Raw genomic sequence first — 14237 nt, forward strand, 5'->3', positions numbered from 1 at the left:
AAACGAGGTATTTATTTTACCTCGTTTTTTATTTGTTCTCGTAATAAACGGTTTACTGTTTCACGGCGTATACCTATCAGTTGGCCAATTTCGGTTTGTGTTAATATTTCATATATAGGAATGTCACCTAAATATAGGGTGAACCATTCTTGTAAACGATGAAGACGTTCTTTCGGGGAGACGGTTGTCAATTGATCAATTCGTTGTTGCATCATTCTTAATTTAGATTGCAATTGCATAGCAATGTTAGCATACGATTCGGGATTTGCTTGAAGTCTCTCATACCATTCACTACTAGTGATCGGTTCCACTTCTGTTTTTATTAAAGCGATAGCTGTACCGTGATATTCTTTCGGTGAAATTAAAGAATGATGAGGTATCGTTTCACCTGGAACGATAATGTTGAATAAAAATGGTGTTCCGTTTTCTTCTAGCCGAACTACTTTTAATAAGCCTGTTTTTATAAAGTATAAAGGACCGTCCTCGCCTTGACGGAATAGTACATCTCCTTTGTGTAGAATCAATGTTAGCCCCCCATTAATATGTTTCTATTTCTTCTATTTTAGCGTATATGTATATAGACAATATGCTATTTCAACAGCAATTTCATTGACGAAATGTATGCTATTACAGTAGTATACTATTTAGTGTGTAATAGTACTAGCAATGAATACGCTGTAGGGGGTTTAGTATATTGTTAGATGCGATGAGAATGACGGATATGAGAATTCCGGCGAATGCTATCATTCATGTAGAAGAGATGAAAGGTGGAGTCGTTTTATCCGTTGAAGTAGACGGCCAAATTATTTATACGATGGCTTATGATGAAGAAACAGATAGTTATGCTGAATTATATGATCGAAAGGATAAGAGGGCGTGCCAAGTACATGAAGACTTCATGGGATGGTCACTTCTTCACTAAAAAAGATGTCAATATGACATCTTTTTTTATTAAATCGATAGAATATACAAAGAAATGAAATATAAGGATAAAATTTGTAATAATTGATTTTGCATTGTTAGCACTCTGTAACTGCAAGTGAACTATTTTTTCGCTATCATAAAGATAACAGTCGCAGTTATAGGAGTGGTCAACTTGAAGAAAGTACATATTTCAAATTATATGTTATTATGTGTTTGTTTAATTTTATTTGTTCTCCTCGGAGGATTTTTATATTCATGTGTATAAGAAAAACGCATTCTAAAAAGAATACGTTATAAAAGGGAAATAATGATTAATCTAGTTCCAAGAATAATTAACGTAATACGCAATAAATTAATTACGGCGTTACCACTTAGTTTTGTATTAATGTAAGCCCCGATTTTTCCGCCAATCCATGCACCCGGAATCAGGATTAATGCATAAATCCAGCTGACATTTCCAAGTGAGATGTGAGTTGCAGAACTTACAATTGCTGATAGAAATACGATGAACATTGAAGTTGCTACTGCAATATGTGCTGGGAATGCAAAAAGAAGCATCATTGCTGGAACAAGTAAGGCACCGCCACCAATTCCAAATAATCCAGATATAAACCCAACTATAAAAGCGATAAAGATAGCAAGAAACGGTGGGAATTGGTAGTGTACAGTATTTCCATCATTATCTGTAAAAGAACGCTTAATTACAGACGTATTTGAGAGGGAAAGAGGTTTTAATTTGTCTCGAAGCATAAGTAGAATTGAGACGAATATAAGGAAAATCCCAAAGTATAAAGAAAATGTGTCTTGGTTTAAAAATTTATTTGCCCATGATCCGATAATACCACCAGGGCCGCTTCCGATAAATAAAATAAGTCCACTTTTATAATCTACTCGCTTATGCTTCATGTAAGTAAGGGTGGAAGATAGTCCTGTGAAAACGACTGTTACCATAGAAGTCCCTACTGCAAGTTGTGGTGATAAACTGTGTAATCCAATTAATAACGGAACAATAATAATTCCGCCTCCAAGCCCAACTAGGCTGCCGACTGTTCCGGCGATTAGTCCGATGAAAAGTAACATGATGTATTCCAAAATTGCCAACTCCTCTAAATAACTTATCCATCAATTATTATACACGCTTTTTAATGAGAAATAGGCTTGTTCACAAAAAAGTCGTCTTCCTAGAAAAATAAGGAAGACGACTTTTAATTAGAAAACAAAATGTAATAGGTAGTAAAACAGAGCAGCTAAAGAAGCTGAAATAGGAAGTGTAATAACCCATGTAATTAACATACGTTTTGCAGTTCCCCATTTTACCCCTTTCACACGGTGAGAAGCACCAACCCCTAAAATAGAAGAAGAGATAACGTGCGTCGTACTAACCGGTAAGTGAATGAATGTTGCACCGAAAATAACAAGTGATGATGATAAATCGGCAGCTACACCATTTACAGGACGAATTTTCATAATTTGTCCACCGACAGTTTTAATAATTTTCCATCCACCGACAGAAGTACCAAGCCCCATTGCGATAGCACAAGATAATTGTACCCAGAACGGGATATCGCTAGAAGTATGATAGTTATTAGCCATAAGAGCCATCGTAATGATTCCCATTGCTTTTTGTGCATCATTCGTACCGTGTGTGTAGGCTTGTAATGCTGCAGTGAAAATCTGGAATATACGGAAGTTCTTATTCGTTTTTGTTAAGTTAAAGTTTTTAAATACTACTTTAAAAATACTGTATACGATATAACCAATAACGAAAGCGATAATCGGTGAAATGATTAAAGCTTCAATAATTTTAATAAATCCTTTAAGATTTAGCGAGCTAATCCCAGCGGCCGCAATTGCTGCACCTGCGATTGAGCCGATAATTGCATGCGAAGAACTACTTGGAATACCGTAGTACCAAGTAATTAAGTTCCAAGCTATCGCCGCAAGCAAAGCAGCTAAAATTACAAGAGAACCATTTTGTAAGGCGAATGGATCAACGATATCTTTTGTAATCGTTTTTGCTACACCTGTAAATGTCATTGCGCCTAAAAAGTTCATAATAGCCGCCATAATAATGGCATGTCTAGGCTTTAGAGCTTTCGTTGAAACAGCCGTTGCAATAGCGTTTGCTGTATCGTGAAATCCATTGATAAAGTCAAAAGCTAAAGCGCAAATGACTACTAAAACGGTCAGTATCAAGAGTGTATCCATGATCAAACTCCTTACGCGTTCTTCATAATAATTGTTTCTAATACGTTTGCAACGCTTTGACAGCTATCAGCTACTTCTTCAAGCTCTTCGTAAATCTCTTTAAATTGAATAATCTTAATCGGATCTTTTTCACGAGAGAATAAGTTCTTAATCGCATGACGGCGAATATCATCACACTGTGATTCATAATCCTTAATTTTAATCGCATTTGTACGAATGTCGACTAATTTTTTGTTAGACATTAATTCAACAGAGTTTGCAATCTCAATCGCACATTGATTAATTGCTTCTACGAATTTAATCATGTATTCATCAGCTTCTGTAATAGAATACATTTCGAACAGACCAGCACTGTGATCTAATCCGTCTAATACATCATCCATACTCATTGCAAGTTGTAGGATGTCCTCACGCTCAATCGGAGTGATAAACGCTTTGTTTAACTCCATAATGATTTCGTGAATAAATGAGTCACCTTTTGACTCATACTCTTTCATGCGCATAGAAAACTCTTTTAAATCGCTAGCATTTTTAATTTTATACTCCACGAAAAACTGCGCGCCTTCTTTTAAATTTTCGGAAACATTCATTAACATTTCAGAAAATTTATCTTTTTTTGATTTAAAGACCATTATTGTTACCCCCACAAAAGTAATATATGTAAAATATATTGGCTAATCAATTCTAACAAAAAACTGTCGTTTTTTAAAACATTTTATCGAAAAGTTTACAAAAACTTAACATAACTCTCGTTGTTCTATTAATAATATTAATATCCAATAGTGAATATCTTACTTGTAGAATGTCCTTTTCTTGCAAAAAGTATGAATGCAAAAGAAAAGCTTTACACTATAGGAATGACTACGTTATTATAATAAATTTAAAAGGCGGTATATTCTTCCTTTTAAAAAGAAGAGTGTAAATAAATGAAGGAAGTGAACGAATGAAATTGAAGAACACTCATTTTAAAAAAATGCTTGAGTGGTTCAATAAGAGGAAGAAACTTCGTAATTCATTAATTGTATTGGGAAGTGTATTCGTTACTCTATTTATTGCTGTAAATATAATAATTTCCATTCAAGACATATCTGAATTAAAACAAGCTGTTCCACAACCGACTTTAATTTATGATGCAAATAATGAGGTCGCAACTAAATTAGCTTCTTCGAAAACAGAAGGCGTTAAAAGAAAAGATATTCCTGATATTATGGTTCAGGCAATTGTTGCAGTAGAAGATAAGGAATTTTTTAACCATCATGGTATTTATTATAGTGGAATTATAAGTGCGGTTTTTAAAAATATTACAGCAGGAGAAGTTGTAGCAGGGGGAAGTACAATAACACAACAACTTGCGAAAAATGTATTTCTGACACAAGACCGCACATACTCCCGAAAAATAAAGGAATATTTTTTAACGAAAAAAATAGAGCGCACGTATACGAAAGATGAAATCATTGAAATGTATATGAACCAAATTTATTTTGGTGAAGGTGCTTGGGGTATAAAAAGGGCAGCTAAATCTTATTTTGATAAAGATGTAAAAGATTTAACAATTTCAGAAGCTGCAACGATTGCGGGCTTGATTAAAGCACCATCTGCGTATTCACCTTATAAAAACTTTAACAAGTCAATTGAAAGACGTAATGTTGTATTAAGTTTAATGAAAGAGCAAGGGTATATTTCTGACGAACAGTATAATAAAGAAAAAGAGAGCGGACTTGTGTTAAAACGTGGCGTTGATGATAAATACAAGGGAAAATACTCTCAATATGTAGACTATATTGTTAGAGAGGCGATGGAAAAGTACGAATTAACACAAAATGAAATTTTAGCGGGTGGTTATCGAATTTATACAGAGCTTGACCCGAAAAAACAACAGGCTGTAGAAGACGTTGTGAATAATGATAGTTATTTCAAAGATAGTGGCTCAGACCAACTTATGCAAACGGGTGTAGTTCTTATGAACCCAAAAACAGGTGGTGTACCAGCTCTAGTTGGAGGCAGAGGGCCGTATCAGTTTTTACAGTTTAACCATGCAACCCAATTAAAAAGACAACCTGGCTCAACGTTAAAGCCTTTGGCTGTATATGTACCAGCGTTAGAACAAGGATATGAAGTATACGATATATTAAAAGATGAACCATTTAACATTAAAGAATATAAACCACAAAATAGCGATCATACTTTTCACGGTGATGTGACAATGTATGAAGCTGTGGCAAAGTCGTACAATGTTTCAGCTGTGTGGCTATTAGAACAAATTGGATTAGATAAAGGATTGAAATCTTTAGAGCGATTTGGTATCCCATTAGTGCCAGAAGATCGTACGTATCCGATTGCTTTAGGCGGTATGCATGTGGGGACATCTCCATTTGTAATGGCTCAAGCATACAGTACATTTGCAAATGATGGAGTCCAAGTGGAAGCTCATGCAATTAGGGAGGTACAAAATGCTGAAGGTGAAACGCTTGGAAAGTGGTATAAGAAAGAGACACGAGTGACGAGCGAGAAAATTTCTCAAAAGATGACATATTTATTAAAAGGTGTTGTCGAAAAGGGAACGGGCGAAAAGGCGAAAGTTAATAATGTTGATACGGCAGGTAAGACAGGAACTACTCAAATTGTAAATGGCCCGAGCACCGGTGCAAAGGATTCATGGTTTGTTGGATACACGCCAGATTTGGTAGGTGCGATTTGGGTAGGATATGATAAAACAGATAGCGATCATTATGTTCCGGGTGGTAGTCAAATTACGACGACAATGTTCCGGGATATTATGAAAAAAGCAAACGCAAATCCAGCTCAAAAAGCATTCCAGTTATCGCTCATATCTGAGGCTGATTATAAAAAACAATTGACTACAATAGAAGAGGAAAAACGAAGAAAAGAAGAAGAGAAGAGAAGGAAAGAAGAGGAACAACAACGAAAACAAGAGCAACAAGAGTGGCTTGATAAAGTGAAAGAATGGATTCCTTCATTTTGGTAAAAGAAAGAGGCGAATAAAAAAATTCGCCTCTTTTTTGTATGAAAACAAAATAAAATTTTAATCGGTAGAGATTTTTGTCTATCTTAATTAGCTATTAATCCATATCCGTTGAGATACATGATATTACTCATTAAGTACAATATTCGTACTGCCAAAGGATTCGGAATCGTATGTGACGATTATTTTGCCTTTACTAATAGGTTCGTAAGGCAATTCTTCTTCGTAATTACCATTATTTTCATTGTGGATAGAAAGTGTAATTTCATCGATTTTTTTATTTGTATACTGATCTTTAATCGTTTCAGCAATTTGGAGTAACGCCTCGGAACTAGAAGCTTTCGTAATAAGCATTCCTTTTATAACTTTTTTTTCATTATTTGTTGCATTGGAATAAGGGATGTTGCTTTGTTTTGTATACAAAAGTTTGTATGGAACAGTTTTTCTCTCTGCTTTTGATATAGTGGAATATTTTAGAGTTAAAAAAAATCCTACACATAAAATAATGCATACCATAAGAGCAAACCAAATGCGTATTAGTGACATAACTCTCATTTTCATCCCTCTTTCATATCTTTGACTTCATTATTTATCATACAAAAAGAGGATTAAGATAGAGTAAATTTGAGGTAAAGAAACGTAAAGAAGGAGCACTTATCCTCCCAAATAAGTGCTCCTTTCTATATAAAGAGAGATTTAATGCACGGTTAAACGATACATATTATTATAAATATATTTTTCAAGTGAAAATTAGTAAATTCGGAATACAGATAGTGTTGCAGTTGTATCGCCCGTGTTTGGAATAGAAATAGTGTTTGCTGTAGGTTGTACAGAAATTGTTGTACCAGCTTGTAAAGTAACGATTGTAGAGAACGATACAGCACTACCGATAACGTTAGTTGAGAAATTACGAGTAGGTGGTTGGCCGTTGAATGAAATACCGAATCCAAACGGTGAAGATCCTGGGAAAGTTGTAGATGCTGAGAAACTAATATCATATACGCCTGTTTCTAAAACTGTTAGAGTATCTGTAGTGTCATTGAAATCGATATTATTTATTTCGAAAACTTGGTTAAATTGGATATCCATTCCAGGCGATATTGTTTGAGCATTGGAGTTTCCGATTGCTGCGATCGTTACAGGAATTGGCGTACCCGCTTGGTCCAGTAGCGCCAGTAGCACCAGTAGCACCAGTAGCACCAGTAGCGCCTGTTGCTCCTCCACCTCCAAGACAACCTGATCCGTATTGAACTAGGATAGTTTGGATCTCTGTTATGAGTCTAACTAGTTTGTCGATCGTACAACAATCTACTTTGAATAACTTAGCGATATACAATAAATAATTAAGCAAGCTTTGTAGCTCAACGTACAATGCTCCGCACGAGAAAGGTGTTGTTCTTAAAATAGTTAATAGATTAGCAATAATAGAATTTCCAATTTGTTTTTGTGCTGGAGATAAATCTAAGCAATTGAGGAATTTTTGTAAGTTATTTAGGGCAGCGATCAAGTTATTGATATTATTTTGAGAAGGGTTTTGAAAGACAGCTTGAATAGCTTGGCCAAGAGCTTGAAGAAGTCTAACGAATTCTGTAAGTTCGGACTTAGAGATGTTAATGTGACTGCAAGTTCTGACTTCACAACAATCATTACCATAAAATACTTTTCCTTTATTTTTATTGTTCATCTTTTCATTCTTTTCTTTCATAGAATCATTAGTCATTACTATATATTAAAATGAAATTTATACTAAATTCGTGATGGACAAACTACCATTTCTAAAAAAATAAGAAATTGGCCCACCTAGAAAGAAATAAGTAAGATATAGAGAAAGGTTTATATAATGTAAAGAAGAAAAGTGCAACATAAAAAACTACATGCTAATTGTTGGGAGTGTTTAACAATTGGCATGTAGTTCGTGCATTAGTCCTTTATTTACATTGATTTAATTTTTCAAGGGTTGTTTTAGGTAAGATTGGAATAGAAATAGTGAAAGTTGTACCGTTTGAAGCACTAGTCATTTTGAGCGTGCCGTTATGATTTTGGATGATTTTTTTTGTTACTGACAAGCCTAGTCCTGTTCCCGAATCCTTCGTTGAGAAGAATGGATCAAAGATATATTCTTGAATAGCTGGAGGAATACCAATTCCATTATCTGTGAAAGTAATCCGAACGAAGTTATCAAGGCGATAACTAGTAATTTGAATAGAAAGAGGTTTGTCGCCTTGAGCATCGACGGCATTTTGAAATAGATTTAAAAACACTTGAACAAGTTCATGTCGATCAATATTGACTAAAATATCATCTAATTCATTAGAGAAGTTATAATCAATTGAAATATTATGCAAGGAAACTTCACTAACTAGTAACTGTTGAATATACTCACGTAAAAATGTATTAATGGGAAAGGGTTCTCTTTTAAATTCACGTGTTTTTGAAAGAGATAAAAATTTTGTAATGATACTATTTGCTCGATCTAATTCAGGAATAAGTAAATTTTTAAATAGTTCTTTATTAGATGGAGAAACACTTTCTTGTAAAAATTGTAAGTATCCTCGTACTGTTGTAAGAGGATTTCGTACTTCGTGTGCAATTCCAGCTGCGATTCGCCCTGCTAACGAAAACTTCTCTGCATCACGTTCTGTATTTAAATAATGAAAGACACTAATAACTCTAAAAATCTCCCCGTTATAATCACGAATAATTCGGTTATTTATAATGCCATAGTTTTTGTCTAAAACTTCTTCATTATATATTTCTGTTCCCGTTTTTAATGTTTCAATCGCTTTAATTTTTTCTTCCGGCAAGTTTAGTAATTGTTGAATCGGTTTTCCGATAATATCATTTCGTATTACACCGAAATCATCTGCAGCAACTTGATTACATAAAGTAATATTCCCTTTATTATCGACAAAAGTTACATGATGTGAAAAGGCATCAAAAATATGTACAAAGTGTTTTTCGAGTTGTTCAAATAAAAATAATGAATCACAAGTAAGTTGAAAATGAGCCTCTTTATTCTCTTTTGGTATTTCTTGAATGGAATGGGTTGTTCTAGTTTTCTTTATTCGTAAACCAATATGTGGATTTTTGTATGTGAAATGATGTGGTAATTGATTCACAAGTTCTTCATAAAAACGTACTTTATTTTCTAGTTCTTCAATTCGTTTTTCATGAGATACAGTAGCATCGTTTGGAAGCATAAATAAATAACCCCTCATTTTAAAAATTCTTCCATATAGTATATCATATTTTTATAAGGATACTCTTAAAGAAAAGGCTACATGATGCAAAGTGTTTGGAAAGTGAATAGAAGATGAAGTTAAAAAGGGAGGGGTATATGTGCTGTTTATTGGAGTGACAGGATGGGGAGATCATGATTCTTTATACATAAATCCCTATGAAAATAGAAATAAATTACGAACATACAGCGAGTATTTTCCTATAGTAGAAGTGGATAGCTCATTTTATGCGATGCAACCTGCACGAAACTATACAAAATGGGCAATGGAAACACCGAAAGATTTTTCTTTTATCGTAAAAGCATATCAAGGAATGACAGGACATATGAAAGGTGAAATTCCTTTTTCTACGTTCGATGAGATGTTTGATGTATATAAACAATCTATTCTTCCTTTAATTGAAGCTGGTAAATTAAAAACGATTTTATTTCAATATCCACCATGGTTTGATTGTAAAAAGAAAAATGTAGAGTTTCTTCGATATACGAAAGAAAAAATGGAAGGTTTACCATGTGCAATAGAATTTCGAAATCAAACATGGTTTTATCCAGAAATGAGAGATAGGACGTTACAGTTTCTAGAACAAGAGAAATGGATTCATACAATTTGTGATGAACCACAGGCTGGGATAGGTTCTGTGCCACTCGTGTTAGAGGTTACGAATTCAGACATGGCATTAATACGTTTTCACGGTCGAAATGTTCATGGTTGGCTTGATAAAGGGGAAAACTGGAGAGCAGTTCGCTGTTTATATCGCTACAACAATAAAGAACTGGAAGAATGGGTTGAACGATTAGAGCAATTAAAAAAGAAAACAAAGGATATATACGTACTGTTTAACAACAATTCAGGTGGGGATGCAGCAGATAATGCGAAACAGCTTATGAAAATGATGAACATTACATATGGTGAGCCGAAGCCGGAGCAATTAAATTTTTTTGAATGATAATAAACAAGAAAGGCACTGTACAAACAGGGGGAATGTACAGTGCCTTTCTATATGAAAAAGAGGGGTAACAATGTTACTGAGCGTTTGGTTGATTCATCAATTGTTGGCTTCATAATAAATGATAATGGTTATCATTATCATTGTCAATGGTTTTTCTAAAAATATATAAAAAACTTTGTATATTTTAAATAGAGATAAAAAAGAACAGCATTAATGCTGTTCTTTTCCGTTGACGAATTGTTGTAAATCAAAAGGAGTTATCGCCTGGATAAATTCTTTTGAGATAAGTGTTTGAACGAGAGTGCTCTCAGAGATAGAAGCACCTGTTTTCTTTTCATAAGCTTGTTTTAATAAATCAAGTTTTTCAGCCGTTTCTTTTGGTAATTCAATTGTAAGTGTGTTCATAATTTCTCCCCCTTATTATTAGAGTACCACTACAGTATAGGAGAGACAAGAAAAGAGAATATGAAATATAAAAAAGGTTACCAAATTTTCAAATGGTAACCTTTTTTATGTATAAGAGTTATTAAGCAATACCGATATACTTTAAAGTTTTTGATGGAGTACTGTGATCAAAGAAGTGTTGTAAAAATGCAATATCAACACCTGATTTGTATGCACAATAACCCCAAGTTTTTCGAAGTGTATGTGAGCTAATCCCTTCTAATCCAACTTCTTTTGCAGCTTTGTTTAAAATGTACCATGCATGTTGTCTCGTAATAGATTTTGTTCCTTTTTGAGATTTTAACAATGGTTCATTACGTTTCCAAGTTTTACGTTCTTTCATGTAGTCTTCGATTGCGTGCTGTAAGTCTTCATTTACAGCAAACCATTTATGTTTCTTCACTTTTTCATTGTAAAATAAAATGGAATGGCGAACATTTTCATTTTCATCGATTACATCACTAACTTTTAATTGTAAGATTTCACTTACTTTTAAGCCAGAATTTACAGCTAATACGAATAATAAGCCATCACGTTTCGAAGATTGTAAAAGTATATTTTTGATAGTTTCTAATTGTTTTTCATTTTGAATAGGTTGTCCTGCTTGTTTCATTTCACGCACTCTCCTCTTTTATATGTGTAAAGGAAAGGATTAACTTGTTTCTTACTATAAAGGGAGAGTGTGAATTTCATGTGAACTCCTAGTGAAATTAAGACAAATTATTTGACTTCTTTTACTTTTTGTAAATTGAAATAGAATACAACACTGTTAGTCGTATTATACACACCGTATTCGGCATGATGGAGGTCTAAAATGTTTTTTACAATAGATAATCCGAGACCGGTACCTCCAGTGTGACGGCTACGTGATGCATCTAGACGATAGAAGCGATCCCAAATTTTTTCAAGACTTTCTTCAGGGATAGGGTTTCCTGTATTCTCGATTTCGACTTTTACGGTATCTTCTGCTTCTATAATGGAGACTTGTATTTTTTCTCCCTCTGGCGTATAACGGATTGCATTACTTAGTAAGTTCACAACTACTTGCTCAATGCGACTGCGATTTGCTTTAACAAGTATAGAAGGGTCTGCATCGATGTTCACTTGTAAATGTTTTTCTTCCATGCTAAATAATAATTTTGTGTAGACTTGTTGCGTTAATTCACCGATTGAGAACGTCGTCATATCTAGTTTGTAAGTACCAGATTCCAACTTTGCTAATTCTAACATTTCAACAATCAGCCTGTTCATATTTTCTGTTTCTTCTAAAATAACATCAGTATAATACGAAGTATCCTTACTAACACCATCTTTAATTCCTTCTGCAAAACTTCTAATTACACTTAGCGGTGTTTTTAATTCGTGTGATACGCCAGAAATGAATTCTTTTCTTGTTTTTTCTAATTGACGTTCACGTTCAATATCTTGTTGTAACTTTGTATTAGCAACATTTAATCGATCGATTCGATCTTTTAAATTTACAGATAATGTATTGATACTGCCAGAAAGCCCGCCAATTTCATCGTCAGCTGTAACAGGTAATTTCTCGCTGAAATCAAAATTAGCCATTTTTTTTGTAACACGATTTATTTTAATTAATGGCTTAACAATGATTTTTGAGTAGTAGAAGGATAACAAAATAATTACGAGAAACACGATGATTAAGGCATAGACATAATAATCTTTTAAAACGAGCATCGCTTCATTAACAGGCTGCAAAGATGCTATCGCAAAAGCGTATTCTGTAATCCTTCCATTTTCTATAATCGGTTTTACAAAGATACTATTTTTTATATTTTCTCCGCCATCTAATATGAAAGTACTTAATTGGTTCGAGTTAGAAGTTCCCTCTCTAATCATATCTGCAAAATATTGAACGGCTTGTAATGTTTCAATATCATTTGCAAGACGAACCTCCGCTTTGGATGGGAGCTGTAACTTAGTTATAACACCTGTAAAGACGATTCGAGTTGTAGATTTGTATCGGCTTGCAAGTCTGTTCTTAGAAGGATTACCATTAATTGACTGAAAATCCGAATAGAAATGTTCGTTCTGCCATTGATTATAATTCGTTCCTAATTTTTGTGGTGTGATTATATTATTCTCTTGTACGACTCCATCAACATTGATTATTACATCTTTTTTTAAACCTAAATTTTCGAATTTATTATATTCTTCTGGTGTTAAAAGATTGTTGAGTGGAATGGAATACTGTTTATTATTATTGGGATTAAATACATCGATATAGTAATTGTTATCACTTTTAATAATACCGTTAGAATCCAAAAACTGCATATCGGCATTTGTTTTATCATGAAATTCTTGTTTTAGTTTTCTAACCTGCTCATAACTTTTATCACTTTTATCATAATTATCTACGAATTTTTCAAAAGCAGTTTGGACTGTTTTTACTTTCTTATTAATATAAAATTTCTCTAAAAATAGAGATTGTCCTAGGAAAAAAAGTAGGAATATGATTGTAAATAAAGTGGATGTTAATAAAAATAGTTTAAAGACAATACTTCTGTTTTTCACTGCGTCACCTCTTATGAGAAATACTGTAAATGATTTCTTTATCCCGTTAAATCCGATTGGTTCAACTAATAATCAGTGGGGGATGGAAAAAACCTCCACTGATTAAAGTTTCACTTCATTATAACAAACGTTACAAGAAAGTAGAGGGGAGAAATCTGTCTCTTTATAAAGTAGTTATTTATAAAAAGTCACATAAAAAGAACTCGCCAGACGTATGACAAGTTCTTTAGTGTATTATTGTTGAATTGCTGCATCTAAAGCGATTTCAATCATTTCGTTAAATGTAGTTTGACGCTCTTCAGATGTTGTTTCTTCGCCAGTGAAGATGTGATCGCTAACTGTTAATACAGATAATGCATTTACACCGTATTTCGCTGCTAATGTGTAAAGAGCAGTTGTTTCCATTTCTACTGCTAATACACCGTAATCTCCAAGTTTTTTAACTATGTCCATGCTTTCACGATAAAACACATCTGCTGTTAAAACGTTACCGACACGAACGTGTAATCCTTTTTCAGTTCCAGCATCATAAGCTTTCTTTAAAAGGTCAAAGTTTGCAGCTGGTGCAAAATCAAATCCTGGGAATGTTAAACGGTTCATATTAGAATCAGTACAAGCCGTCATTGCGATAATAACATCACGAACTTTTACATCTTTTTGAATTGCACCGCAAGTTCCAACGCGAATTAAATTTTTAACTCCGTAGCTTTGGATTAATTCGTTTACATAAATAGAAATAGAAGGAACACCCATACCTGTACCTTGAACAGATACACGTTTTCCTTTATAAGTTCCAGTGAAACCTAACATACCACGCACATTATTATAGCAAGTAACGTCCTCTAGAAATGTTTCAGCGATATATTTTGCACGTAATGGATCACCAGGTAATAGAATAGATTCAGCGATTTCGCCTTGTTTTGCTTCGATATGTACACTCATAAAAAAGTCCTCC

The 14237-nt window shown here is 33.8% G+C and carries 13 protein-coding genes and 1 pseudogene; 3 read left to right on the top strand and 11 right to left on the bottom strand.

The window, feature by feature from the left end:
• Window positions 1–11 precede the first annotated feature (11 nt).
• Window positions 12–524 carry a Crp/Fnr family transcriptional regulator gene (locus tag ACTL4X_RS07400; protein WP_000600589.1) on the bottom strand — a complete coding sequence of 171 codons (513 nt, stop codon included), beginning with the start codon at window positions 522–524 and terminating at the stop codon, window positions 12–14.
• A gap of 170 nt (window positions 525–694) precedes the next feature.
• On the opposite strand from ACTL4X_RS07400, the gene ACTL4X_RS07405 reads away from it, so the two are divergent.
• Window positions 695–922 (top strand): hypothetical protein, encoded by a 228-nt coding sequence (locus ACTL4X_RS07405; protein WP_000883008.1) that lies wholly within the window; start codon window positions 695–697, stop codon window positions 920–922.
• 293 nt (window positions 923–1215) lie between these two features.
• Here ACTL4X_RS07405 and ACTL4X_RS07410 read toward each other — a convergent pair whose 3' ends face one another.
• The 3 genes from ACTL4X_RS07410 to ACTL4X_RS07420 all read right to left on the bottom strand — a co-directional run bounded on the left by ACTL4X_RS07410 (window position 1216) and on the right by ACTL4X_RS07420 (window position 3764).
• Window positions 1216–2016, bottom strand: coding sequence for a sulfite exporter TauE/SafE family protein (locus tag ACTL4X_RS07410; protein ID WP_000455762.1), 801 nt, complete (start codon window positions 2014–2016; stop codon window positions 1216–1218).
• Window positions 2017–2133: 117 nt separating this feature from the next.
• A complete protein-coding gene (locus ACTL4X_RS07415; RefSeq protein ID WP_000380272.1) occupies window positions 2134–3132 on the bottom strand; it encodes an inorganic phosphate transporter in 999 nt (332 codons plus the stop codon).
• An 11-nt stretch (window positions 3133–3143) separates the two neighbouring features.
• On the bottom strand, window positions 3144–3764 hold the full coding sequence (locus ACTL4X_RS07420) for a DUF47 domain-containing protein (RefSeq protein ID WP_000231449.1): 621 nt from the start codon (window positions 3762–3764) through the stop codon (window positions 3144–3146).
• 311 nt (window positions 3765–4075) lie between these two features.
• Here ACTL4X_RS07420 and ACTL4X_RS07425 point away from each other — a divergent pair, with 311 nt between their 5' ends.
• Complete coding sequence (locus ACTL4X_RS07425) at window positions 4076–6118, top strand: transglycosylase domain-containing protein (RefSeq protein ID WP_000769242.1); 2043 nt, start codon at window positions 4076–4078, stop codon at window positions 6116–6118.
• 123 nt (window positions 6119–6241) lie between these two features.
• Here ACTL4X_RS07425 and ACTL4X_RS07430 read toward each other — a convergent pair whose 3' ends face one another.
• From ACTL4X_RS07430 to ACTL4X_RS07440, 3 genes and pseudogenes are all read right to left on the bottom strand, one after another.
• Window positions 6242–6670 (bottom strand): hypothetical protein, encoded by a 429-nt coding sequence (locus ACTL4X_RS07430; protein ID WP_001265569.1) that lies wholly within the window; start codon window positions 6668–6670, stop codon window positions 6242–6244.
• A 195-nt stretch (window positions 6671–6865) separates the two neighbouring features.
• A pseudogene (locus ACTL4X_RS07435) lies at window positions 6866–7835 on the bottom strand (Gly-Xaa-Xaa repeat protein).
• 208 nt (window positions 7836–8043) lie between these two features.
• On the bottom strand, window positions 8044–9315 hold the full coding sequence (locus ACTL4X_RS07440) for an ATP-binding protein (protein ID WP_071741182.1): 1272 nt from the start codon (window positions 9313–9315) through the stop codon (window positions 8044–8046).
• A 139-nt stretch (window positions 9316–9454) separates the two neighbouring features.
• On the opposite strand from ACTL4X_RS07440, the gene ACTL4X_RS07445 reads away from it, so the two are divergent.
• On the top strand, window positions 9455–10300 hold the full coding sequence (locus ACTL4X_RS07445; protein WP_071741183.1) for a DUF72 domain-containing protein: 846 nt from the start codon (window positions 9455–9457) through the stop codon (window positions 10298–10300).
• Between the two features lie 213 nt (window positions 10301–10513).
• On the opposite strand, the gene ACTL4X_RS07450 is transcribed toward ACTL4X_RS07445, so the two are convergent.
• From ACTL4X_RS07450 to deoD, 4 genes are all read right to left on the bottom strand, one after another.
• Window positions 10514–10708, bottom strand: coding sequence for a DUF3924 domain-containing protein (locus tag ACTL4X_RS07450; RefSeq protein WP_001094860.1), 195 nt, complete (start codon window positions 10706–10708; stop codon window positions 10514–10516).
• A gap of 121 nt (window positions 10709–10829) precedes the next feature.
• Entirely contained in the window at window positions 10830–11360 is a 531-nt protein-coding gene (locus ACTL4X_RS07455; RefSeq protein WP_000806236.1) for a tyrosine-type recombinase/integrase, read from the bottom strand.
• 107 nt (window positions 11361–11467) lie between these two features.
• Window positions 11468–13282, bottom strand: a complete 1815-nt coding sequence (locus ACTL4X_RS07460) for a sensor histidine kinase (protein ID WP_000797516.1) — start codon at window positions 13280–13282, stop codon at window positions 11468–11470.
• Between the two features lie 234 nt (window positions 13283–13516).
• Window positions 13517–14224: a purine-nucleoside phosphorylase gene (gene deoD, locus ACTL4X_RS07465; protein ID WP_000110703.1), complete on the bottom strand. Its 708-nt coding sequence runs from the start codon at window positions 14222–14224 to the stop codon at window positions 13517–13519.
• Window positions 14225–14237: the final 13 nt, after the last annotated feature.

The sequence above is a fragment of the Bacillus sp. RE35 genome (assembly GCF_052146655.1).
In the GTDB taxonomy this organism is placed as follows: Bacteria; Bacillota; Bacilli; order Bacillales; family Bacillaceae_G; genus Bacillus_A; species Bacillus_A cereus.

Coding starts and splice junctions, on each gene's coding strand:
- ACTL4X_RS07415 (WP_000380272.1), bottom strand. CDS start 3,132: ATGGATACACTCTTGATACTGACCGTTTTAGTAGTCATTTGCGCTTTA.
- ACTL4X_RS07420 (WP_000231449.1), bottom strand. CDS start 3,764: ATGGTCTTTAAATCAAAAAAAGATAAATTTTCTGAAATGTTAATGAAT.
- ACTL4X_RS07425 (WP_000769242.1), top strand. CDS start 4,076: ATGAAATTGAAGAACACTCATTTTAAAAAAATGCTTGAGTGGTTCAAT.
- ACTL4X_RS07430 (WP_001265569.1), bottom strand. CDS start 6,670: ATGAGAGTTATGTCACTAATACGCATTTGGTTTGCTCTTATGGTATGC.
- ACTL4X_RS07440 (WP_071741182.1), bottom strand. CDS start 9,315: ATGCTTCCAAACGATGCTACTGTATCTCATGAAAAACGAATTGAAGAA.
- ACTL4X_RS07450 (WP_001094860.1), bottom strand. CDS start 10,708: ATGAACACACTTACAATTGAATTACCAAAAGAAACGGCTGAAAAACTT.
- ACTL4X_RS07455 (WP_000806236.1), bottom strand. CDS start 11,360: ATGAAACAAGCAGGACAACCTATTCAAAATGAAAAACAATTAGAAACT.
- deoD (WP_000110703.1), bottom strand. CDS start 14,224: ATGAGTGTACATATCGAAGCAAAACAAGGCGAAATCGCTGAATCTATT.